General features: G+C 67.9%; 26 protein-coding genes. 14 read left to right on the top strand and 12 right to left on the bottom strand.

The features are described 5' to 3' along the window. Positions 1-49: 49 nt before the first annotated feature. Together A5790_RS21145 and A5790_RS21150 are read left to right on the top strand one after the other, a co-directional pair. A complete protein-coding gene (locus A5790_RS21145) occupies positions 50-823 on the top strand; it encodes an alpha/beta fold hydrolase (RefSeq protein WP_066848864.1) in 774 nt (257 codons plus the stop codon). A gap of 2 nt (positions 824-825) precedes the next feature. Next, entirely contained in the window at positions 826-1,122 is a 297-nt protein-coding gene (locus A5790_RS21150; protein WP_066848866.1) for an MGMT family protein, read from the top strand. A gap of 90 nt (positions 1,123-1,212) precedes the next feature. Here A5790_RS21150 and A5790_RS21155 read toward each other — a convergent pair whose 3' ends face one another. The 3 genes from A5790_RS21155 to A5790_RS21165 form a co-directional block, all read right to left on the bottom strand. After that, the gene (locus A5790_RS21155; protein WP_066849755.1) at positions 1,213-2,067 is read right to left on the bottom strand and encodes a TIGR02569 family protein; all 855 of its coding nucleotides are present in this window, start codon (positions 2,065-2,067) and stop codon (positions 1,213-1,215) included. Between the two features lie 36 nt (positions 2,068-2,103). Continuing rightward, on the bottom strand, positions 2,104-3,297 hold the full coding sequence (moeZ, locus tag A5790_RS21160) for an adenylyltransferase/sulfurtransferase MoeZ (RefSeq protein WP_066848869.1): 1,194 nt from the start codon (positions 3,295-3,297) through the stop codon (positions 2,104-2,106). 193 nt (positions 3,298-3,490) lie between these two features. Next, the gene (locus A5790_RS21165; protein WP_064426867.1) at positions 3,491-4,519 is read right to left on the bottom strand and encodes a DUF3152 domain-containing protein; all 1,029 of its coding nucleotides are present in this window, start codon (positions 4,517-4,519) and stop codon (positions 3,491-3,493) included. A 184-nt stretch (positions 4,520-4,703) separates the two neighbouring features. Here A5790_RS21165 and A5790_RS21170 point away from each other — a divergent pair, with 184 nt between their 5' ends. Continuing rightward, the gene (locus A5790_RS21170; RefSeq protein WP_064394435.1) at positions 4,704-5,366 is read left to right on the top strand and encodes a TetR/AcrR family transcriptional regulator; all 663 of its coding nucleotides are present in this window, start codon (positions 4,704-4,706) and stop codon (positions 5,364-5,366) included. Here the strand turns inward: A5790_RS21170 and A5790_RS21175 are convergent. Beyond that, entirely contained in the window at positions 5,353-5,598 is a 246-nt protein-coding gene (locus tag A5790_RS21175) for a DUF3107 domain-containing protein (RefSeq protein ID WP_064394334.1), read from the bottom strand. The genes A5790_RS21170 and A5790_RS21175 overlap by 14 nt on opposite strands. A 236-nt stretch (positions 5,599-5,834) precedes the next feature. On the opposite strand from A5790_RS21175, the gene A5790_RS21180 reads away from it, so the two are divergent. Beyond that, positions 5,835-6,581, top strand: coding sequence for a hypothetical protein (locus tag A5790_RS21180; protein WP_066848871.1), 747 nt, complete (start codon positions 5,835-5,837; stop codon positions 6,579-6,581). 1 nt (position 6,582) lies between these two features. On the opposite strand, the gene A5790_RS21185 is transcribed toward A5790_RS21180, so the two are convergent. Beyond that, a complete protein-coding gene (locus A5790_RS21185; protein WP_066848873.1) occupies positions 6,583-7,278 on the bottom strand; it encodes a ferritin-like fold-containing protein in 696 nt (231 codons plus the stop codon). Positions 7,279-7,531: 253 nt separating this feature from the next. On the opposite strand from A5790_RS21185, the gene A5790_RS21190 reads away from it, so the two are divergent. Beyond that, positions 7,532-8,998: a DEAD/DEAH box helicase gene (locus tag A5790_RS21190; RefSeq protein ID WP_066848875.1), complete on the top strand. Its 1,467-nt coding sequence runs from the start codon at positions 7,532-7,534 to the stop codon at positions 8,996-8,998. Positions 8,999-9,015: 17 nt separating this feature from the next. Beyond that, the gene (locus A5790_RS21195; protein ID WP_066848877.1) at positions 9,016-10,233 is read left to right on the top strand and encodes a hypothetical protein; all 1,218 of its coding nucleotides are present in this window, start codon (positions 9,016-9,018) and stop codon (positions 10,231-10,233) included. A 48-nt stretch (positions 10,234-10,281) separates the two neighbouring features. On the opposite strand, the gene A5790_RS21200 is transcribed toward A5790_RS21195, so the two are convergent. Further along, positions 10,282-11,148: a ParA family protein gene (locus A5790_RS21200; RefSeq protein ID WP_066848880.1), complete on the bottom strand. Its 867-nt coding sequence runs from the start codon at positions 11,146-11,148 to the stop codon at positions 10,282-10,284. A gap of 6 nt (positions 11,149-11,154) precedes the next feature. On the opposite strand from A5790_RS21200, the gene A5790_RS21205 reads away from it, so the two are divergent. Genes A5790_RS21205 through A5790_RS21215 form a run of 3 tightly spaced genes read left to right on the top strand, consistent with a single transcriptional unit; the run spans position 11,155 to position 13,384 of the window. Then, a complete protein-coding gene (locus tag A5790_RS21205) occupies positions 11,155-11,811 on the top strand; it encodes an acid phosphatase (RefSeq protein ID WP_369829808.1) in 657 nt (218 codons plus the stop codon). Further along, positions 11,808-12,902 (top strand): isochorismate synthase MenF, encoded by a 1,095-nt coding sequence (locus A5790_RS21210; RefSeq protein WP_066848883.1) that lies wholly within the window; start codon positions 11,808-11,810, stop codon positions 12,900-12,902. The genes A5790_RS21205 and A5790_RS21210 overlap by 4 nt, the downstream gene beginning before the upstream one ends. Then, entirely contained in the window at positions 12,899-13,384 is a 486-nt protein-coding gene (locus A5790_RS21215) for a GNAT family N-acetyltransferase (RefSeq protein ID WP_066848887.1), read from the top strand. The genes A5790_RS21210 and A5790_RS21215 overlap by 4 nt, the downstream gene beginning before the upstream one ends. On the opposite strand, the gene A5790_RS21220 is transcribed toward A5790_RS21215, so the two are convergent. Then, positions 13,333-13,761 (bottom strand): hypothetical protein, encoded by a 429-nt coding sequence (locus A5790_RS21220; protein ID WP_066848898.1) that lies wholly within the window; start codon positions 13,759-13,761, stop codon positions 13,333-13,335. The two genes, A5790_RS21215 and A5790_RS21220, sit on opposite strands and share 52 nt — an antisense overlap. Positions 13,762-13,812: 51 nt before the next feature. Here A5790_RS21220 and A5790_RS21225 point away from each other — a divergent pair, with 51 nt between their 5' ends. Together A5790_RS21225 and whiB1 are read left to right on the top strand one after the other, a co-directional pair. Then, positions 13,813-14,778, top strand: coding sequence for a diacylglycerol kinase family protein (locus A5790_RS21225; protein ID WP_066848899.1), 966 nt, complete (start codon positions 13,813-13,815; stop codon positions 14,776-14,778). Positions 14,779-15,026: 248 nt separating this feature from the next. After that, on the top strand, positions 15,027-15,281 hold the full coding sequence (gene whiB1, locus A5790_RS21230) for a transcriptional regulator WhiB1 (protein WP_014208822.1): 255 nt from the start codon (positions 15,027-15,029) through the stop codon (positions 15,279-15,281). Between the two features lie 117 nt (positions 15,282-15,398). Here whiB1 and A5790_RS21235 read toward each other — a convergent pair whose 3' ends face one another. Then, positions 15,399-16,886, bottom strand: coding sequence for a sensor histidine kinase (locus A5790_RS21235; protein ID WP_066848901.1), 1,488 nt, complete (start codon positions 16,884-16,886; stop codon positions 15,399-15,401). A gap of 37 nt (positions 16,887-16,923) precedes the next feature. Continuing rightward, positions 16,924-17,139: a biotin/lipoyl-binding carrier protein gene (locus A5790_RS21240; protein ID WP_043414713.1), complete on the bottom strand. Its 216-nt coding sequence runs from the start codon at positions 17,137-17,139 to the stop codon at positions 16,924-16,926. 154 nt (positions 17,140-17,293) lie between these two features. On the opposite strand from A5790_RS21240, the gene A5790_RS26545 reads away from it, so the two are divergent. Beyond that, positions 17,294-17,386 (top strand): 50S ribosomal protein bL37, encoded by a 93-nt coding sequence (locus tag A5790_RS26545; protein ID WP_090355725.1) that lies wholly within the window; start codon positions 17,294-17,296, stop codon positions 17,384-17,386. Between the two features lie 22 nt (positions 17,387-17,408). Here A5790_RS26545 and rsrA read toward each other — a convergent pair whose 3' ends face one another. Together rsrA and A5790_RS21250 are read right to left on the bottom strand one after the other, a co-directional pair. Then, complete coding sequence (gene rsrA, locus A5790_RS21245) at positions 17,409-17,666, bottom strand: mycothiol system anti-sigma-R factor (protein WP_231984608.1); 258 nt, start codon at positions 17,664-17,666, stop codon at positions 17,409-17,411. 44 nt (positions 17,667-17,710) lie between these two features. Beyond that, positions 17,711-18,367 carry a sigma-70 family RNA polymerase sigma factor gene (locus tag A5790_RS21250; RefSeq protein ID WP_066848906.1) on the bottom strand — a complete coding sequence of 219 codons (657 nt, stop codon included), beginning with the start codon at positions 18,365-18,367 and terminating at the stop codon, positions 17,711-17,713. Between the two features lie 242 nt (positions 18,368-18,609). Here A5790_RS21250 and A5790_RS21255 point away from each other — a divergent pair, with 242 nt between their 5' ends. Continuing rightward, positions 18,610-19,098, top strand: coding sequence for an aminoacyl-tRNA deacylase (locus A5790_RS21255; RefSeq protein ID WP_066848911.1), 489 nt, complete (start codon positions 18,610-18,612; stop codon positions 19,096-19,098). A 96-nt stretch (positions 19,099-19,194) separates the two neighbouring features. Next, positions 19,195-20,043 (top strand): NAD(P)-dependent oxidoreductase, encoded by an 849-nt coding sequence (locus A5790_RS21260; protein WP_066848912.1) that lies wholly within the window; start codon positions 19,195-19,197, stop codon positions 20,041-20,043. On the opposite strand, the gene A5790_RS21265 is transcribed toward A5790_RS21260, so the two are convergent. Then, positions 20,044-20,790 carry a YqjF family protein gene (locus A5790_RS21265; RefSeq protein WP_066848915.1) on the bottom strand — a complete coding sequence of 249 codons (747 nt, stop codon included), beginning with the start codon at positions 20,788-20,790 and terminating at the stop codon, positions 20,044-20,046. It abuts the gene before it with no gap. Between the last annotated feature and the right edge of the window lie 20 nt (positions 20,791-20,810).

Raw genomic sequence — 20,810 nt, forward strand, 5'->3', positions numbered from 1 at the left:
CGGGGGTCCGACAAGTGGCCGTCACCCGAGGCTGGCAGCATCGATAGCCGTGACCGAACTCCTGCACGTTCACCGCTACGGGCCTGCCGGGCCCGCACAGGTGTTGGCGATCCACGGCCTGACCGGACACGGGCAGCGATGGCAGACGCTGGCCACGCGCCACCTGCACGAGTACGCGGTCGTCGCACCAGACCTCATCGGGCACGGCCGTGCCTCCTGGGCGGCTCCGTGGTCGATCGACTCGAACGTCGCGGCGCTGGCCGCGCTGCTCGAGGGTCCCGCGGTGGTGGTCGGCCACTCCTTCGGCGGAGCGGTGGCGCTGAATCTGGCTGCCGCCCGGCCAGACCTGGTGTCGCGGATCATCCTGCTGGACCCGGCCGTCGGCCTGGACGGCGACTGGATGCGCCAGATCGCCGACGACATGTTCGCCTCCCCCGACTACACCGACCGCGCCGAGGCGCGCGCCGAGAAGGCGAACGGCTCATGGGGTGAGGTCGAGCCGGCCGAGCTGGATCGCGAGCTCGACGAGCATCTGATCGATCTGCCGTCCGGACGGGTCGGCTGGCGGATCAGCATCCCGGCGATGATGTCGTACTGGAGCGAGCTCGCCCGCCCGGTCACGTTGCCTCCCAAGGGCATTCCCACGACCCTCGTGCGGGCGGCCCGCACCAGACCACCGTATGCGACCGACGACATCGTCACGGCGCTGGCGCAGCGCCTCGGCGCGGACTTCACGTTGCTGGAGTGGGACTGCGACCACATGGTTGCGCAGGCCAAGCCCGCCGAGACGGCGGCGTTGATCCGCAAGCAGCTCGGCTCCTAGCGATGGCGCCGGTCACCGACGAACAGGTGGAGGCCGTGCGCGCGCTTGTCGCCGCGATCCCGCCGGGGCGGGTGTCGACCTACGGCGATATCGCCGATGCCGCCGGGCTTTCCAGCCCGCGCATCGTCGGCTGGATCATGCGCACCGACTCGTCGGACCTGCCGTGGCATCGGGTGATTCGCGCGTCCGGTCGCCCCGCGCCGCACCTGAGCACTCGACAGCTCGAACTACTGCGCGCCGAGGGTGTGCTTGCCGACGACGGCCGGGTGAACCTGCGCGCCGTGCGCCACGAATTCTGAAGGTGTCCAGTGTGGGGTTGACGCACGCTCCGAGCGCCGCGCGCGTGCGGGTAACCCACGTTCGGCGGGGCGACGCTTAGCGGGCGACGCTTAGAGCACCAGGCGGACCAGAGCCGCCGTCCGCGCGAGACCGGGGAACGCGGCGGCCGTCGACCGCGGATGAAGGGCGTGCACGGCGATACGGAACATCAACGCGCGCAACAACATCTGCGACCACTCGGGAAGCGGACTCCAGCGTTCGATCAGCCCGTCGTCGGCCTCGCCCCAGGACAGTGCGTCCACCACGACGACACCGGCGGCCCACGACGCCGGCCGCCAGTACGGGATGATGTCGGTGATCCCGGGTGCGGCGGTGCCTGCGAAAAGCACTGTGCCGTAGAGGTCGCCGTGGACCAGCTGGCTGGGGCTCTTCGTCGGCTTACGCAGGGTGGCAAGCTGATTGAGCAACTCGATCGAGCGTTGCCCGTCGGCCGACCCCGGCGACACCTTGGCGCCCGGCGGCAACGAGTGCAGCGGCCGTTCCTCCCAGGCGGCGCGGTCGGCCGCGATGAACACGTCCACGTCAGCCCACGGCGCGACCGGCGGCTGTGTCAGAAACCTCGGGCGTTCGAGTTTGGCCGTCGCCTCATGGAGTCGCACCGCGGCCGAGACCACCTCGTCGTGGCGGGGTTCCGGCGTCCCGGCGACAAAGGTGTCCGCACGCCACCCGGCCACCACATACCGCCCGTCCGTCGAACGCACCGGACGCGCCAGGCGAACCCCGTCGACGAACAACGTCTCGCGGACCTTGGCCGACCACGCGGCGCGGGCGTGGTCGGCGACCATCGACACCACCACTTCGCCACAGCGCCAGCCACCCTCCCAGCCCGGCCCGAGTGCAACGGGCTCAACACCGGTCAGGCCGAACGCGGCCAGCACATGATCCGGTGGCCGTTCGACAGTCACCACCTCAGCGTAAGCGGAGTTTCGGCAAACCAGCCGTTAGTACATCACCATGTCGGGTTCGAGTTGTTTACCCCACGCGACGATCCCGCCTTGCACATGCATCGCGTCGGAGAACCCGGCGTTCTTCGCGATCGCCAACACCTCGGCAGAGCGCACACCGGTCTTGCAGTAGAACACCGGCGTCCGGTCGGTCGGCAACTTGGCCAGCGCCTCGCCGGATTCGAAGGCGCCCTTGGGGATCAGCTCGGCGCCCTGAATGCGGTTGATGTCCCACTCGACCTGTTCGCGCACGTCGATCAGCGCCAACGGCTTACCGGAATCGAGCAGCTCCTTGAGTTCGCGAGGGGTGATGGTCGCATCGGCCGCGGCCTCGGCGGCGGCGTCGGACACCACGCCGCAGAACTCCTCGTAGTCGATCAGCTCGGTGATCTTCGGGGTCGACGGGTCCTTGCGGATCTTGATCGTGCGGTAAGTCATGTCGAGTGCGTCGTAGACCATCAGGCGGCCCAGCAGCGTTTCGCCGATGCCGGTGATCAGCTTGATGGCCTCGGTGCCCATCACCGATGCCACCGAGGCGCACAGGATGCCGAGCACCCCGCCCTCCGCGCACGACGGCACCATTCCCGGCGGCGGCGGCTCGGGGTACAGGTCGCGGTAGTTCAGGCCTCGTTCATTGCCGCCCTCGTCGGCCGGGGCGTCTTCCCAGAACACGGAGATCTGGCCCTCGAACCGGTAGATCGACCCCCACACGTAGGGCTTGTGGGCCAGCACGGCGGCGTCGTTGACCAGGTAGCGCGTCGCGAAGTTGTCGGTGCCGTCCAGGATCAGGTCGTACTGCTCGAACAGCTCGACGGCGTTCTCGGGTTCGAGCCGGAACTGGTGCAGCCGCACGTCGACCAGCGGGTTGATGTCGAGAATCGAGTCACGCGCGCTTTCGGCCTTCGACCGGCCGATGTCGGACTGGCCGTGAATGATCTGGCGCTGCAGGTTGGACTCGTCGACCACGTCGAACTCGACGATCCCGATCGTGCCGACGCCCGCGGCGGCCAGGTACAGCAACGTCGGCGAGCCCAGTCCGCCGGCGCCGATGACCAGTACGCGGGCGTTCTTCAGCCGCTTCTGCCCGTCCAGGCCCAGGTCGGGAATGATGAGGTGACGGCTGTAGCGCGCCACTTCCTCGCGGGTGAGTTCGGCCGCCGGTTCTACCAGCGGCGGCAACGGTGTCGACACCGTGTTTCTCCTTGATCCACCTGATTCAACGTCTATGACCATCACAGCAGTTACGACATTCAACAGCAACGAGCGGCGATCGCTTCCCCCAGGACCGTGGCCGCTCACCGTGGGCGAGCGGCCGCTGTTGTACGCCCGGGCACGGCGTGTCGCTGCACAGACACGGTCACTCGCGGCAGGGGGAGGACGGAACTCAGGCGATCGGGTACGGCCAGGGGTTCGGTTTGCAGGTGTGATTGTCGGGCTGGACCGACTGCGGGTCGAAGCGCGCGGCGTCGTTGTTGTTGGTCGAGAAGGTCTGCTGCATCATGACCGGCGCGAGTTGGTCGTTGCCCCCGCACGGCTCGTGCCGTTGGTAACCGATCGCGTGGCCGACCTCGTGGTTGATCAGGTACTGCCGATAGGAGCCGACGTCACCCTGAAACGGCACCGCACCGCGCACCCAGCGCGCCTCGTTGATGAATACGCGCGGCTGCCCGTCCCGGTAGGCCGGGTTGTAGCAGGAAGCCTCCAGCTGGATGTCGTAGCCGCAGCCCTCGCGCACGGTCATCGGCGTGCTCAACGACACCCGGAAGTCCGGTTCGATTCCTGACGTCCCGTCGATGCGGGTGAAGGCGAACTGCGGATTGTGGGTCCAGCTCTTGGGGTTGGCCAGCGTCTCGGTGACCATGCGGGCGAACGCCTCGTCACCGCCGAATGTCGTGGTGTCGATCCCGTCCTCGACCTCGACGGTGTAGGTGAACACCTTCGCGGTGCCCTGGCCGACCTGCGAGGTCGCCCCGGGCACGACGTGCCACGTCTTGGCGCCGGCCTCGGTGAACGGGCCACCCTGGGGCAGGATTCCGGTCGGCAGGTCCGCGTCGAACTGGGTCAACCCCTTGGGCGGGGCGCCGATGATCGCGGTGCTGGCCACGCCGATGGTCGGTGGGCCCTGCACCGGACCCTCGGCCTGCTTGGGTGCGGGCGCGCCGGTGCCGGTGATGGTCTGGTAGACGACGACGGCGGTCAACACGATCAGGACGGGCAACGCATAGGCCCGCCAGCCGTAAGTGGAGACGAAGCGACCGAGCCACGACTGCTTGCGGAAGCCGCGGTGCTCATCGCGATTGGACCTCACCCGTCCCGAGCTCTCGGCGAGCGGATCGCGTTGGGCGCGCAACGGCTCGCGCCATTCGTTGCGCAGCGCGGGCACGCGGACACCCCCGCCCGGTTCGGGACCCATCTGTCCTCCTCGCGTACGGGAGTCGTAGGTCACCGCAACAGGATGACACAGGCCGACGTCCTCATACTTTCGGCGCGCCATCGACCACCTCGAACGCTGTGATCCGCGCCTCACCTGCATGCTTTATCAACGGTAGTAAGGTCATTGCGATAACCGGTGCCCGTCGACGCAGATGAAGGATGTGATGAGCGATCTCGCCAACACCGCCGCGAGGAGAGGCGCGCAGCCGGGCGGCGAAGTGTTGAATCGGCGCGGCGGCAGGCTGCCGCGCGATGAGCGTCGAGGGCAGCTACTGGTCGCTGCCAGCGAGGTTTTCGTCGACCGTGGCTACCACGCGGCGGGCATGGATGAGATCGCCGAACGCGCCGGGGTCAGCAAACCCGTTCTGTACCAACATTTCTCGTCCAAGTTGGAGCTCTACCTGGCGGTGCTTGCCAAGCATGTGGAGAACCTCGTCTCCGGTGTGCGCCAGGCGCTGCGCACGACCACCGACAACCGGCAGCGGTTGCGCGCGGCGGTCCAGGCGTTCTTCGACTTCATCGAGCACGACGGCCAGGGCTACCGGTTGATCTTCGAAAACGACTACGTCAACGAACCGCAGGTCGCCGCGCAGGTGAAGGTGGCCACCGAGGCGTGCACCGATGCGGTGTTCGACCTGATCAGCCGCGACTCCGGGCTCGAGGCGCACCGGGCCAGGATGATCGCGGTCGGCCTGGTCGCCATCAGCGTCGACTCCGCACGCTACTGGCTCAACAACGACCGCCCGATTTCCAAGGACGACGCGGTCGAGGGCACGGTCCAGTTCGCTTGGGGCGGACTGTCACACGTGCCGCTTACCCGGTCTTAGATCCGATCCCGACCCCGAAGCCGACGCGTCGGACATCGGCAGCACCGATCTCCACGTAGGCGATCTTGGATGTCTGCACGAGGAAGCGCCGGCCCTTCTCGTCGGTCAGGGCCAGCACACCCGAATCCTTGGCGAGCGCCTCGGTGAACAACTGCTCCACCTCGCTGGGTGTCTGCGCGCTGTTGAAGCTCAACTCGCGCGGGCTGTCCGTGACACCGATCTTGACCTCCACGCCGTGGGCCCCTTTCGTTTTCGAAGAACTTGAGCCAAGGCTAGTGGACGGCCCGCTGACCGACCGCACCACGCCGGTGCGTTCGCGGTCGGCGAAGCGCCGAGACCTACGGCGACCGAACCGAGTCCGGACCGTAACCAACACACCAGCCGCCGAACCTCATCTGTCACTTCTGCCTCGATAGCATCAGGCGCGGCAAGATCTTCTACGCTCGAGACGACACCGGGAAAACCCACATGAACAGGTCTTACACCGCGCACTCACCGTATTCGCTGGCCCCGACGGAGCGGATTCCCAGCTACTCCGATTACTCGGAGCCGCCTGCCGAAGACTTCGACTACGACTACCCCGCTTCGCCCGAGTTCGAGGACTACGACGACTACGAGCAGTCATACGACGAGGAGAGCATCGACCGACGCTGGATGTGGGTCGCCGGCGTGGCCGGGGTGATCCTGTTCATCGCGATCGGCACCACCGGCATCATCCTCGGCGGCGGCGACAGCGGTTCGGTGTCGGCCACCGCGACGTCGGACGCGCCGGCGCCGTCGAGCGCTCCTGCCACCACCGCGCCGAGCGCGGGAACGGCTGCGCCGATCGTCCCCTCGCTGCCGCCGGAGACCGTCACGACGGTCACCCCGAGCGCCGAGACGACCCCACCACCCGCACCGAGCACGACGGCGCAGGCAGCCGTTCCGCCCCCCGCACCGCCGTCACCGCGCACCGTGACCTACCGGGTGACGGGTAACCGCCAGCTGCTCGACCTGGTGACCGTGATCTACACCGACGGCCAGGGCGCGCTGCGCACCGACGTCAACGTCGCGCTGCCCTGGGTCAAGCAGGTGGTGCTCGACCCGGGTGTGGAGCTGAAATCGGTCACCGCGACCAGCGTCGGCGGTCAGCTGAACTGCAGCATCCTCGACGCCGCGGGCACGCTGATCGCCGCGCAGAACAACAACTCGATGATCGCCACCTGCACCCAGTAGGTCAGGCGAGGCCCAGCTCCTCCATCCGGGAGGCGTGTGTCCGCTGGAGCCGGTCGAAGAATTCGGTCATCTGGGTCAGACCTTCACCGCTGGCCAGCACCAGGTCGACGAGCTCGTCGTGATCGGCCATCACGAACTGCGCCTGGGTGATGGCCTCACCCAGGAGCCGCCGCGACCACAGCGCGAGCCGGTGGCGCTGCCGGTCGCTGGCCGTCACCGCCGCGCGCACCTCGGCGACGACGAACTGGGAGTGGCCGGTCTCCGACAGCACCGCGCGCACCACGTCGGCGACCTCGTCGGGCAGGGCATGGGCGATCTCGAGGTAGAAGTCGGCCGCAAGGGCGTCACCGACATAGGTCTTCACCAGTGCCTCGAGCCAGGTGCTCGGGGTGGTCAGCCGGTGGTAATTCTCAAGGGCGGACGCGTATTTCGTCATCGCCGGCACGACGTCGACTCCACGGCGCTCGAGCGCGTCGCGCAGCACCTCGTAGTGGTTCATCTCCGCGGCCGCCATGCTCGCCATGTTGATGCGCCCGCGAAGGTTCGGCGCCATGCGCGCTTCGTCGGTGAGGCGGTAGAACGCCGCGACCTCGCCATAGGCCAGCAGCGCGAAAAGCTCGTTGACGCCGGGGTGGTCGGCCGACACATCCGAGGTCGCCGAGTCGGTTTGCCCGGGTGCCGGAGGCGTCGTGTTCATGGGCCCAACAATAAACGCCGACGCCGGGTGGCTCGTCGAGCGAGCGCCGCCAGGTACGATGGGTGCGGGCGGTGGCATTTTCAAGGCGTCCGCAAGACATTTGCAGAGCCCGCCGCGACCCAAAGAAATGTGCGTGCACGCAGTCGGTCCGCCTACCTCAGTGCAGGGCCTTGGTCTTCACAGGCCAGCTTTTGTCGAACTCGTGCGCGCGTGGAAGCCATGAGGACGACAACTGAAAGGCCTCGTCTCGCGTATGACGCATCTCAATCCCACATTTGCTGAACTGGGAGTTCGCGACGAAATCGTTCGCGCTCTCGCCGAGGACGGCAAGCAGCATCCCTTCGCCATCCAAGAGCTGACCATGCCGATGGCATTGGCCGGCGACGACCTGATCGGTCAGGCCCGCACCGGTATGGGCAAGACGCTGGCGTTCGGCGTGCCCCTGCTCCAGCGGATCACCACCGACCCCGACCGCCCCCTGACGGGCGTCCCGCGGGCTTTGGTGGTCGTACCCACCCGCGAGCTGTGTCTGCAGGTATACGGCGACCTGGCGGCCGCCGCGAAGTACCTGACCGTCGGCGACCGCAAGCTGTCGGTCACCTCGATCTACGGTGGTCGGCCCTACGAAGGACAGATCGAGGCGCTCGAGAAGGGCGTCGACGTGGTCGTCGGCACACCGGGCCGCCTGCTCGACCTGGCCCAGCAAGGGCACCTGAAGCTGGGCGGACTGTCCATGCTGGTGCTCGACGAGGCCGACGAGATGCTCGACCTGGGCTTCTTGCCCGACATCGAACGGATCCTGCGCCAGATCCCCGACAACAGGCAGTCGATGCTGTTCTCGGCGACGATGCCCGACCCCATCATCACGCTGGCCCGGACCTTCATGAACCAGCCGACGCACATCCGGGCCGAGGCCCCGCATTCTGCGGCCACCCACGACACCACCGAGCAGTTCGCCTACCGCGCGCACGCCCTGGACAAGGTGGAGATGGTCGCCCGCATCCTGCAGGCCGAGGGTCGGGGCGCGACGATGATCTTCACCCGCACCAAGCGCACCGCGCAGAAGGTCTCCGACGAACTGGCCGAGCGCGGCTTCAAGGTCGGCGCCGTGCACGGTGACCTCGGTCAGGGCGCGCGCGAGAAGGCGCTCAAGGCGTTCCGCACCGGCGAGATCGACGTCCTGGTCGCCACCGACGTCGCCGCCCGTGGCATCGACATCGACGACGTCACCCACGTGATCAACTATCAGATCCCCGAGGACGAGCAGGCCTACGTGCACCGCATCGGCCGCACCGGGCGCGCCGGCAAGACCGGTGTCGCGGTGACCCTCGTCGATTGGGACGAGTTGGCGCGCTGGACGATGATCGACAAGGCGCTGAACCTCGGCTGCCCCGATCCCGCCGAGACGTATTCGAGCTCACCGCACCTCTACAGCGAGCTCGGCATTCCCGCCGATACCTCCGGCACCGTCGGCGAGCCCGTGAAGGTGCAGAGCAGCAGGCGCGCCCCGGCCGAGAAGTCCGACGACCGCCCCGCGCGCAACCGCAACCGCACGCGTCGCCGCACCCGCGGCGGCAAGTCGGTCGCCGGTCACCCGGACGCGTCCACGACGTCGTCCGATCAGGCTTCCGGGGAGACGGGCGAGGGGTCCGGCGATACGGCTCCTGCCAAGCGCAGGCGCAGGCGCCGACCCCGCAAGGCTCCGGCCAGCACCGGCTAGTCCACCGCCTCCCCGCGATGGTCAAACCCGAACGCCGCACGCGCACCGATGTGATGGTGGCGCTGGCGATTGGCGTCGTGGTCGCGGTGACGGCCGGGCTGGTGTGGTGGACCAGCGACGCGCGGGCCACGATCAGCAGGCCCGCGGACGGCCCGGTTCCGGCACTGACCCCCGCCAAGGCGGTTCCGCAATCGCTGCGCCAGGTGTGGAGCGCACCCAGCGCGGCCACCACGATGCCGCTGGTCGTCGGCGGTGCGGTGGTGACCGGCGACGGACGGGCCGTGGAGGGCCGCGACCCCGCGACCGGGACCACGCTGTGGAGTTACGAGCGTGATCTCGACCTGTGCGGGGTCAGCTACGTCTACCAGTACGCGGTCGCCGTCTACCCCGACACCCGCGGCTGTGGCCAGGTCAGCACGATCGATGCCAAGACCGGCATGCGCGGTCCGGCGCGGTCGTCCTACGCCGACCCCTCGGTGACCCTGTCGTCGGACGGCACCGCCGTGCTCTCGGCGGGTGAGAACCGGCTCGAGTTGTGGCGTTCCGACATGGTCCGAATGCTGAGCTACGGCGCCCTGGATGCGCGCATCAAGCCGGATGTCCCCTCGCAGCCGCTGTGCCGGCTGGTGTCCGCACAAGCGAGTTCGAGCGCGGTGTCGGTGCTCGAGGCGTGCCCGCGGCAGCCCGATCTGCGCCTGACGCTGCTGCGGCCCTCCGATGAGGAGGACACCCCGGAGTTGAGGTATATCCAGCAACCGGGTGTCGCACCGGATTCAGGCGCGCGCGTGGTGGCCGTGGCCGACACGATGACCGCGGTCTACGTGCCCACACCCAAACCCGTGGTGAACATCGTCGACGAGACGGGCGCGACGGTCGCCACCACCCCGGTGCCAAGCCCGCCGTCGCCGCAGGCGACGATGTCGCGGGCGGGCGACCTGATCACCTGGTGGACCGGCGACAGCGTAATGGTGTTCTCCGCCAACGGATTCGAATACCGCTACACCGTCACGCCGGAGGGCCAAAACAAGCCGCTGGGGCCGGCGACGATCATGGCGGGGCGGTTGCTGGTCCCCGTCACCGACGGCTACGACGTGTTCGACCCCGCGACCAGGCGGGGTGAACGCCACATTCCGCTGACACGGCCGCCGAGCGCGGCGCCGGTGGTGCCCGCGGTGGCCGGTTCGATGGTGATCGAACAGCGCGGCGAGGAACTGGTGGCGCTCGGCCAGTCGTGACTCGGGTGCACTACCAGTCGCGCAGCGATCGGTAGCGCACCGAAATCGCTATATGTCTGGGGCGAACGTCGGCATCGGCTTGCCGTTCTTCCAGTGCTTGAGCAGCGCGGTGGCCAACTCGCGGTAGGCGGCGGCGCCCTTGTTCTTGCGGCTGGCCAACACCGACGCGCCCGAGGCGCTGGCTTCGGCGAACCGGACGGTGCGCGGGATCGGGGGCGCCAGCACCGCCAGGTCGTAGCGGTCGGCGACGTCGAGCAGCACGTCGCGGCTGTGGGTCGTGCGCGAGTCGTACAACGTTGGCAACGCACCCAGCAGCTTCAGGTCGGCGTTCGTGATCGCCTGGACATCGGCGATGGTGCGCAGGAACTGCCCGACGCCGCGGTGCGCCAACGTCTCGCATTGCAGCGGCACGATCACCTCGTCGGCGGCGGTCAACCCGTTGAGCGTGAGCACGCCGAGCGAGGGCGGACAGTCGATGAGCACGACGTCGTAGTCGGACCGGCCCGATGAAGACGACGCACCAGCTCCTCGGCCTGATGTCGCCGGCGTTCCGGCTCCGACGCCGAGCTTGGCCAGCGCCCTCTTGAGCGCGTACTCGCGCCCGGCGCGCATCAACAGCATGGCCTCGGCTCCCGCCAGGTCGATGTTGGCGGGCAGCAGTGTCATCCCCTCGGGCGTCTCCAGCAGGGCGACGTCGGGTTCGACCTCGCCGAGCAGCACTTCGTGGATCGACACCGCCAGCTTGTCCGGGTCGTGGCCCAGGGAGAACGTCAGGGACCCCTGCGGGTCGAGGTCCACGAGCAGGACCCGCTGACCCGTCTCCTGAATCGCCGCACCCAACGACGCCACCGTCGTCGTCTTGGCTACCCCACCCTTTTGATTGGCGACCGCAAGTACTCGCGTCACGGTGCCCATCGTTGCATGGCCCGGGACACCGCGACCGACCGTGCGGCAGAATCAGTGAGCGTGGCCCTTTTGGAGCACCGTCTGATCCTGCTTCGTCATGGCGAAACGGAGTGGTCGAGAAGCGGTCGACACACCAGCCACACCGATCTCGAACTGACCGCGGCCGGCGTGGAACGCGCCAAGCTGGCCGCCGAAGCGCTGGCCGAACTCGAACTGGACGACCCGCTGGTGCTGTCCAGCCCATTGCGGCGCGCGATGCAGACCGCCGAACTGGCCGGGCTCAACATCGACGAAGTGTCGCCGCTTCTGCGGGAATGGGACTACGGCCGCTACGAGGGGCTGACGACGCCCGAGATCCGCGAAACCGTCCCCGACTGGCTGATCTGGACGCACGGCGCCGACGGCGGCGAGAGCGTGGAGACGGTCACGCAGCGCGCCGACAGCGCCCTGGAGTTGGCGCTGAGCAACATGACGTCGCGCGACGTCGTGTTCGTGGGCCATGCGCACTTCTCCCGCTCGATGATCGCGCGGTGGGTGGAGCTGCCGGTGTCCGACGGGATCCGGTTCGCGATGGCGGCCGCGTCGCTGGCCGTCCTCGGATTCGAGCACGCCATGCGCCAGATCATCGCGCAGGGACTGACCGGCCATCAGGATCCGTGTAAACCACGGTGACCCGCGAACCGTCCTTCGTCCTGGCCTCCCGCGGCGCCGTCGTCGCGGAGGGAGTGCACACCGCGTTCCCGAAGGTCGCCGAGGCGCGAGCCGCGCTGGCATCGCACAGCGCCCCGATCATCGTGGGGGCGTTGCCTTTCGATATGACCAAACCGGCGGCGCTGATCCGCCCGCAGAGCGTCCAGTTCCTCGACGCGCTGCCGGACTGGCCGCTACGCCCGATGCCCGGCGTACAGATAGCCGAGGCGCTGCCGGATCCCGACGAACACCGCGCGCGGGTCGCCAGCGCCGTCGACCGGCTCAACAGCCCGTCGAGCGGACTGCACAAGGTCGTGCTCGCCAGGGCCCTTCGGCTGGCCGCCGACGGACCGCTGGACGCGCGCACCGTCCTGCACCGGCTCGTCGGCGCCGATCCCGCGGCCAACGGGTACCTCGCCGACCTGACCGCCGCGGGCGGCGGTTACTCCGGAAGCGTGCTGGTGGGCGCAAGCCCCGAACTGCTGGTGGCCCGCCGCGGCGATCAGGTGGTCTGCGCACCGTTCGCGGGTTCGGCTCCGCGCTCCCCCGACCCCGACACCGACGAGGCGAACGGCGCCGCGCTGGCCGCCTCAGCGAAGAACCTTCGCGAGCACCAGTTCGTGGTCGACACGATCCGCGACGCGCTCGAGCCGCTGTGCGCCGACCTCGAGGTGGCCGCCGAACCGGCGCTTCGCAAGACCGACTCGGTGTGGCATCTGGCCACCCGCATCACCGGCACACTTCGCGAAAGATCGATCACCGCACTGGACTTGGCCATCGCGCTGCACCCGACGCCTGCGGTCGGCGGCGTGCCCACCGCCGATGCGGCCGACCTGATCGCCGAGCTCGAAGGCGACCGCGGTTTCTACGCCGGTGCGGTCGGCTGGTGCGATCAACGCGGCGACGGCCGGTGGGTGGTGTCGATTCGCTGCGCTGCGCTGTCGGCGGATCGCCGGACGGCCGAGGCATATTCGGGCGGCGGCATCGTCGCCGAATCCGATCCCGACGACGAACTGGCGGAAACCACAACCAAATTCACCACAATCCTCGCTGCGCTTGGCGCCGCGACGTGACCGAGCTGATCCGCAGGGTGCGCCCCGGTGACGAGCGCGAGCTGACCGCGATGGTCCACGAACTCGCCGAGTTCGAACACGCCTCGCACGAGTGCACCGTGACCGAAGACCAGATGCGCCGAGCGCTTTTCGACGAACCGGCCGCCGTCGCGGGCCACATCGCCGAGGTCGACGGACAGGCCGCCGCGGCCGCGCTGTGGTTTCGCAACTTCTCCACATGGGACGGTGTCGCCGGCATCCACCTCGAAGACCTCTACGTGCGCCCGCAGTTCCGCAGGCGCCGGTTGGCCCACAAGTTGTTGGCAACCCTGGCACGGGACTGCACCACGCACGGTTACACCCGGTTGTCGTGGGCGGTGCTCGACTGGAACGTCAATGCGATCGCGCTCTACGACGCCGTCGGCGGCAAGCAACAGACGGACTGGATCACTTACCGCGTCTCGGGGCCCGAACTGTCGGCGCTGGCCGCAGAATCGCCGTGAGTCCCCACCCACTCCAGGGTCGAGGGACTGAACAGCAGCACCAGCGTCACCACCGCCACCACGCCGATGGGCGCGGCGTACAACCACTGGTGCGAACCGACGCCCATGTAGTAGACGACCGGTAGGAGCAGCAGTTGGGCGAACACGGCGATGCCACGCCCCCACCGCCTGCCCGTCCACAACGCCCACGCCGCGGCCAGCACACCGGCGCCCATGATCGCGAACCACAGCGCCGTGCCGTATTTGTTCAGCCCGGACTCTTCGGCCCTGCCGAACCCGCTCACCACATAGACCAGCGCCGCGACCAGGGCAGCCGCGCCCTCCACGGCGACCAGGACAGCGGCTTGGCGCACCGTCGTCGGAGATGGAACGATCACGCCCTCGAGCGTAGAGGGGCGCGCAGAACCGGTTCAGTAGGCTCAGACCCCGTGCGCGCCGTGCTGATCGTGAACCCGAATGCGACGTCAACGACTCCGGCCGGCCGTGATCTGTTGGCCCATGCGCTGGAGAGTCGGGTGAAGCTGACCGTCGCGCACACCGATCACCGCGGACATGCCATCGAGATCGCCCGCGACGCGGCACGTGACGGCGTCGACGTCCTGATCGTGCACGGCGGCGACGGCACAGTGAACGAGGTCGTCAACGGCATTCTCGAAGTCGGGGGGCCCGGTGCCGCAGCGCCCGCCGTCGGCGTGGTGCCCGGCGGGTCGGCCAACGTTTTCGCGCGCGCCCTCGGCATCAGCCCGGACCCGATCGAAGCGACCAATCAGCTGATCGACCTGCTGTCGGAGTACCGCCGCCGCAAGTCGTGGCGGCGCATCGGGCTGATGGACTGCGGCGAACGCTGGGGCGTGTTCACCGCAGGGATGGGCGTCGACGGCGACGTGGTGGCCGCCGTCGAGGCGCAGCGCGCGAAGGGCCGCGTCGTCACCGCTTCGCGCTACATCCGCGTCGCCATCCGCGAGATGCTGGCCAGCACCCGTAAGGAACCGTCGCTGACCGTGCACCTGCCCGACCGCGAACCGGTCGGCGGCGTGCACTTCGCGTTCGTGTCCAACGCCAGCCCCTGGACGTACGCCAACGCCCGCCCCGTGTGGACCAACCCGATGACGACCTTCGAGACCGGCCTGGGTGTTTTCGCCACGACCAGCATGAATGTGTGGGCCAACCTGATGCTGGTGCGGCGGATGCTGTCCAAGAAAGCGCGCATCGAGGCCAAGCATCTGATCCGTGACGACGACCTGCCGTGGCTGCAGGTGACCAGCGAGGCGCCGGTCGCCTGCCAGATCGACGGCGACTACGTCGGATTACGCGATTCGATGATGTTCACCGCCGTCCCCGACGCGCTCGGCGTGTTGGCGCCTGCACCAGTAGAGGTCCCTGACCTGCGGTGATGGACTGGCGGCGTACCATTTCGGGCGCAGTTGGATCGAGTCTAGTACAGACGAGTCTGCGGCGTGCGAAGCCACCCGGCTAGTGACATTGCGCACTTGTTAACTCGCGAGTATTGACATCTGTCCAGCCTGTGAAAGCATCGAAGCAACGTTGCAGAAACATTCAATGTGCACGCGTTAAACAGCCGAAGAATATGCCGTGCGCCGTGCTGCGCACAGGTGACGTATCTGACGAGGAGTTTGATCTAATGGATTGGCGCCACAAGGCGGTCTGTCGCGATGAGGATCCGGAACTGTTCTTCCCGGTGGGAAACAGCGGCCCGGCGCTCGCCCAGATCGCTGACGCGAAGCTCGTCTGCAACCGCTGCCCCGTGACCACCGAGTGCCTGACCTGGGCTTTGGAGTCCGGACAGGATGCCGGTGTCTGGGGCGGTATGAGCGAGGACGAGCGCCGCGCACTCAAGCGTCGCAATGCCCGCACCAAGGCCCGCAGCGGAGTCTGAGCACTACCCGAACCAAACAAGATACGGCCCCGACATTCGTCGGGGCCGTATCTTTCTGTAAATGCAATAACGGCCGATTTACGACACGAAAGGTCGATTTGCGAATTGCGAAGTTTGCTACTGCGCGAGTCGACGCTGCCGGCCCAGCGGCACCCGCAGCACCACATCGGTTCCGCCGTCCTGTCCTTCGCGCATGCCCAGCGACCCGTCCAGTTCGGCCGACACCAGCGTCCGCACGATCTGCAAGCCGAGCCGGTCGGCCTTCTCCAGGCTGAACCCGTCGGGTAGTCCCCGGCCGTCGTCGTGGACGACCACATCCAGCCACCTGGCCGAGCGCTCGGCGCGGATGGTGACACTGCCCTCGCGCACGCCGGGGTCGAAGGCGTGCTCGATGGCGTTCTGCACCAGCTCGGTGATCACCATGATCAGCGCGGTGGCGCGGTCGGCGTCGAGCACACCGAGATCGCCGACCCGGTGGATGCGGATCGGACTGTCAACGGCGGCAACATCATTCATCATCGGCAGGATCCTGTCGACCACCTCGTCGAGGTTGACCTCCTCGTCCACCGACATCGACAGCGCATCGTGGACCAACGCGATCGAGGAGACCCGTCGCACCGATTCCATCAGCGCCTCGCGGCCTTCGTCGTTGTTGGTGCGCCGGGCCTGCAGGCGCAGCAGCGCCGCGACGGTCTGCAGGTTGTTCTTCACCCGGTGGTGGATCTCGCGGATCGTGGCGTCCTTCGACAGCAGGGCGCGGTCGCGGCGCTTGACTTCTGTCACGTCGCGGATCAGCACCGCTGCGCCCACCGGTTGGCCGTGCACGACGAGCGGGAGCGTACGCATCAGCACGGCCGCACCACCGGCGTCGACCTCCATGCGCATGCTCGATCCGCCGGCCAGCGAGTCGCGCACATGGTTGGCCAGTTCCTGCGCCTCGAACGGGTCCCCGATGAGCGGGCGTGTGACGGTGACCAGGTTGTGCCCGCCGAGTTCGGCGGCCAGCCCCATCCGGTGATAGGCCGAGATCGCATTGGGGCTCGCGAAGGTGACCACACCCGTCTCGTCGAGACGGATGAACCCGTCGCCGACGCGTGGGCTCGAGCGCGACATCGCGATGTCCCCCACGTTGGGGAAGGTGCCCTCCGACAGCATGTGCAGAAGGTCGCCTGCGCAGTCGAGGTAGGCCGACTCCAGCGGGCTGGCCTTCCTGGACTCCAATGCGGTCTGATGCGTCAGCACCGCGACCACCTCGTCCTTGTACCGGACCGGAACGGCTTCGACGTTGAGCCCTGGTGAAACCTGTTGTCCCGCACCGTCTCCCACGACGATTTCACCCGCTGCGAACGCCGTGGCCACGAGTGGCATCGCGTCGGCGTCGGCCAGCGTGCTGACCGCGTCGGCCAGCAGTACCGTCGGCGCGGTGTTCGGCCGCACCTGCGCGACGCAGACCAGGGCGCCGTCGTCGCGGCGCACCCACATCAGGTAGTCGGCGAAGGACAGGTCGGCGAGCAGTTGCCATTCGCCGACCACCGCATGCAGGTGGTCGACCGCATTGCCGGGCAGCATGGTGTGCTCGGCGAGCAGATCACCGAGGGTGGACATCGGGGGTTACTTCCGGTGGTTCACACGGACGCGGTGATCAGCTGATCACCGCGATGAGGTCGCCGGCCTGGATGACGTCGCCAACCGAAACGCTGACCTTGCTCACGGTGCCCGCCACCTCGGCCAGCACCGGGATCTCCATCTTCATCGACTCCAGCAGCACCAGGGTGTCCCCCTCGCCGATCTGATCGCCCTCGCTCACCACGACCTCGAGCACACTGGCCACGATCTCAGCGCGAACGTCCTCGGCCATCATCACCCCATTACTTTCCGCTGCTGTATGCGTTTCGGCCTACATCGAACCACACGACCGGCTTGTCAGCGCTGTCGCCGGGCCATGAGACAATGGTCCGAACGCGCCCGCCGAGCACGGGCCGAGAAATCCCCAGAGCATTCGGAGGTAGACCATGGCCAAGCGTGGCCGTAAGAAGCGTGACCGCAAGCACACGAAGGCCAACCACGGTAAGCGGCCCAACGCCGGTTCGAAGTCGGTGCGCTAGCGCCTAGGTGTGATCCTCGGCGCTAACCGCGCCGGATGATGGTGGTGCGGCTGATCTCGATGCGCAGCCGCTCGCGCAGGCTCTCCGGCGCCTTCTCGCCGCCGCATTTCTTCGCGATCAGGCTTTTGACCCGCTCCTCGACGCCGTAGTGGCGCAGGCATGCGGGGCACTCCTCGAGATGATGCCGCAGCTTGTCGCGGGTTTCGGGGGTGCATTCACCGTCGAGCAGCGTCCACACCTCGGCAATGACCGCGGCGCATTCGGGATGCTCGGGGTCGATGGGACCGACGGGGGGCTGCCATCGCTCTTCGTCAGAGAACGAGCTCACGACGAGACCTCCTCGGGTGTGTCCATCTGCTGTCCCCGAATGAACCCGCGGTCGCGGGCCACGTCGGCCAGCAGCTCGCGGAGCTGGCGCCTGCCCCGGTGTAACCGGGACATCACCGTGCCTATCGGCGTGTCCATGATCTCGGCGATCTCTTTGTAGGGGAAGCCCTCGACGTCGGCGTAATAGACCGCCATCCGAAAATCCTCCGGCAGCGCCTGCAGCGCTTCCTTGATCTCGTTGTCCGGCAGCGACTCGAGCGCCTCCACCTCGGCCGAGCGCAGGCCGGTCGAGGAATGCTCGGCGTTGGCCGCGAGCTGCCAGTCGGTGATCTCCTCTGTGGGGTACTCCGCCGGCTGACGCTGCTTCTTGCGGTAGCTGTTGATGTAGGTGTTGGTGAGGATGCGGTACAGCCACGCCTTGAGGTTGGTGCCCTCCCGGAACGACCGGAAGCCGGCGTACGCCTTGACCATGGTTTCCTGCAGCAGGTCCTCGGCGTCGGCGGGGTTGCGCGTCATCCGCAGCGCGCCGCCGTACAGCTGGTCGAGCAGCGGAATCGCGTCACGCTCGAAGCGCGCGGTGAGCTCGGCGTCGGTCTCCTGAGGTTCAGGAGCCTCCTGCGCCGAATCTCGGGTTGACCCGTCGGAGTCGGTCATGGTGGGGAACACCGTCCCTTCTGTCGCGGTGCCAGCAAATAAACCCGGCAGATCGACCGGGAGCACTGGAAAGTCCATAGCCAGCGTTGGCACCTGACCCCCTCCGCTCATCCTAGAGGTTGAGACCGACATGTTTTCTGCCCGCGAACTCCCGTCGCGGTGCAGCCATCGTCAATAACAGCGACACCGGCCCCGATTGTTCCCCGAAGCCCGACGTTAGAGCGTCGCACTAGGCTGGCGCGGTGGCACGCGCAGCAACTCCGGCCATCGCCGCGCTGGTGGCCGCCGGTGTTACGCATGAGGTTCTGCGCTACCGCCACGATCCGCGCCAGCCGTCGTTCGGCGAGGAAGCCGTGGAGGCGCTTGCCCGGTCCGAGGGTGTGGCGCCTGAACAGATCTTCAAGACGCTGGTGCTGGCGTTGCCGACAGGTCTCGGCGTCGCCGTGGTGCCGGTTCCTGCCAAGCTTTCGTTGAAGGCGGCCGCGTCCGCGCTCGGCGTGCCCAGGGCCACCATGGCCGAACGCGCGGCCGCCGAGCGGTCGACGGGTTATGTGATCGGCGGTATCTCCCCGCTTGGGCAGCGGACGCCGCTGCCGACGGTGATCGACGAGACGGCGCTGCTGCGGGACCGGGTGCTGTGCAGCGCAGGCAAGCGCGGCTTGGAGGTCGCCGTGGCCCCGCAAGACCTGATCCGGCTGACCGGCGCGGTGACCGCAGACATCTGCGCGTGAGCGTCCGGCGCCTGTTTTCGCGAAACGGCATTCCAGCAGCGAAAGTTCGAGTGCGGACCGGCCTGAACGCAATTTCGCGGCGGATAGGGTGAGACCATGTCGCTTAACGGGAAAACCATGTTCATCTCCGGCGCGAGCCGCGGCATCGGCCTGGCGATCGCCAAGCGCGCCGCGGCCGACGGCGCCAACATCGCGCTGATCGCGAAGACGGCTGAGCCCCACCCCAAGCTGCCCGGCACGGTGTACACCGCGGCCAAGGAGCTGGAGGACGCGGGCGGGCAGGCGCTGCCGATCGTCGGCGACGTCCGCGACGGTGACTCTGTGAATGCGGCGGTCGCCAAGACCGTCGAGCAGTTCGGCGGCATCGACATCTGCGTCAACAACGCCTCGGCGATCAACCTCGGTTCGATCGAGGACGTCCCCTTGAAGCGGTTCGACCTGATGAACGGCATCCAGATCCGCGGTACCTACGCGGTGTCACAGGCTTGCATCCCCCACATGAAGGGCCGCGAGAACCCGCACATCCTGACGCTGTCGCCGCCAATCCGGCTGGAGTCGCAGTGGCTCAAGCCGACTGCCTACATGATGGCGAAGTTCGGGATGACGTTGTGCGCGTTAGGAATCGCCGAGGAGATGCGCGACGCCGGTATCGCGTCGAACACGCTGTGGCCCCGCACGCTGGTGGCGACCGCGGCCGTGCAGAACCTGTTGGGCGGCGACGAGGCGATGGGCCGCGCCCGTAAGCCCGACGTCTACGCCGACGCCGCCTACGTAATCCTCAACAAACCGGCCCGCGAGTACACCGGCCAATCTCTGCTCTGCGAGGACGTGCTGCTGGAGTCCGGCGTGACCGACTTGTCCGTGTACAACTGCGTGCCCGGCGCGGAACTGGGCGTCGATTTGTGGGTGGACACTCCGAACCCGCCCGGGTACACGGGTCCGTAGTCAGCCGACGACGCACGGGCGCCCGAATCGCGCCCGCACGCCGGTCGTGAACAGTGCCCGCAGCATCGGCCCGGCGGGGATGACGCCGGCGGCGGCGACGAGATCGTCGCGCACATCGATGATTTCGGCGCCACACAGGGGCCACGGGTCGTGTTCGTTCGGCACCCACCACGTGCGGCCGGCCTTGCGGGTGTGCGCACCCCAGCGCGCGGTCAGCCACACCTCCAGCGGCGTGGGCGTCACTTCGCCGCCGACACGCACGGTCAGGACGCTGCGCAGTCCGCGGCGCGGCCACCGCCGCCGGCTGGTGTACGTGACCGTGGCCGCGGTCCTTTCGATGCGCATCTTCGCCCACGCATAGGGAATTCCGAGGGTGAGCCGGAGAGTCGGAACGACCGCAAGCCGCTCGGTCTCCAACGAACGGAACACCACCCCGTGGCGGCCCGATTCGTCGATCGAGTACAGCCGGACGTTGGTCTCGGCGAAGGTGCCAAGGTACGGCAGCGGAACGGTCCGCCCGATCGTCGTGCCGCGCATCCGGAACGGCACCAGGCCGACGTAGGTGAATCCGTCACTGAAGACGTCGGGGCGGGTGCCTGGCGGGCAGAGCGAGGCGACCGTGTCCGGACGTACCGGCCAGTGGACGAACGTGAGGTCGCACCAACGTTGTTCGGAGAAGACCGGTCGTGGCACCGCGCCGGCGACGACGGGGTATCCCGCCAGTGCGTCGTCGGGTAGGCCCGTCATCGGCCCATCGTGACACCGCT

The organism is Mycobacterium sp. 852002-51152_SCH6134967 (assembly GCF_001667105.1).
Lineage (GTDB): Bacteria > Actinomycetota > Actinomycetes > Mycobacteriales > Mycobacteriaceae > Mycobacterium > Mycobacterium neumannii_A.

Bases quoted from the DNA above. Each gene is read 5' to 3' on its own strand.
- A5790_RS21260 (WP_066848912.1), top strand. From the start codon at position 19,195: ATGTCGCTTAACGGGAAAACCATGTTCATCTCCGGCGCGAGCCGCGGC.
- A5790_RS21185 (WP_066848873.1), bottom strand. From the start codon at position 7,278: ATGAACACGACGCCTCCGGCACCCGGGCAAACCGACTCGGCGACCTCG.
- A5790_RS21165 (WP_064426867.1), bottom strand. From the start codon at position 4,519: ATGGGTCCCGAACCGGGCGGGGGTGTCCGCGTGCCCGCGCTGCGCAAC.
- A5790_RS21170 (WP_064394435.1), top strand. From the start codon at position 4,704: ATGAGCGATCTCGCCAACACCGCCGCGAGGAGAGGCGCGCAGCCGGGC.
- A5790_RS21240 (WP_043414713.1), bottom strand. From the start codon at position 17,139: ATGGCCGAGGACGTTCGCGCTGAGATCGTGGCCAGTGTGCTCGAGGTC.
- whiB1 (WP_014208822.1), top strand. From the start codon at position 15,027: ATGGATTGGCGCCACAAGGCGGTCTGTCGCGATGAGGATCCGGAACTG.
- A5790_RS21235 (WP_066848901.1), bottom strand. From the start codon at position 16,886: ATGTCCACCCTCGGTGATCTGCTCGCCGAGCACACCATGCTGCCCGGC.
- A5790_RS21205 (WP_369829808.1), top strand. From the start codon at position 11,155: ATGGCCCGGGACACCGCGACCGACCGTGCGGCAGAATCAGTGAGCGTG.
- A5790_RS26545 (WP_090355725.1), top strand. From the start codon at position 17,294: ATGGCCAAGCGTGGCCGTAAGAAGCGTGACCGCAAGCACACGAAGGCC.
- A5790_RS21150 (WP_066848866.1), top strand. From the start codon at position 826: ATGGCGCCGGTCACCGACGAACAGGTGGAGGCCGTGCGCGCGCTTGTC.
- A5790_RS21190 (WP_066848875.1), top strand. From the start codon at position 7,532: ATGACGCATCTCAATCCCACATTTGCTGAACTGGGAGTTCGCGACGAA.
- A5790_RS21265 (WP_066848915.1), bottom strand. From the start codon at position 20,790: ATGACGGGCCTACCCGACGACGCACTGGCGGGATACCCCGTCGTCGCC.
- A5790_RS21180 (WP_066848871.1), top strand. From the start codon at position 5,835: ATGAACAGGTCTTACACCGCGCACTCACCGTATTCGCTGGCCCCGACG.
- A5790_RS21200 (WP_066848880.1), bottom strand. From the start codon at position 11,148: ATGGGCACCGTGACGCGAGTACTTGCGGTCGCCAATCAAAAGGGTGGG.
- A5790_RS21195 (WP_066848877.1), top strand. From the start codon at position 9,016: ATGGTCAAACCCGAACGCCGCACGCGCACCGATGTGATGGTGGCGCTG.
- A5790_RS21250 (WP_066848906.1), bottom strand. From the start codon at position 18,367: ATGACCGACTCCGACGGGTCAACCCGAGATTCGGCGCAGGAGGCTCCT.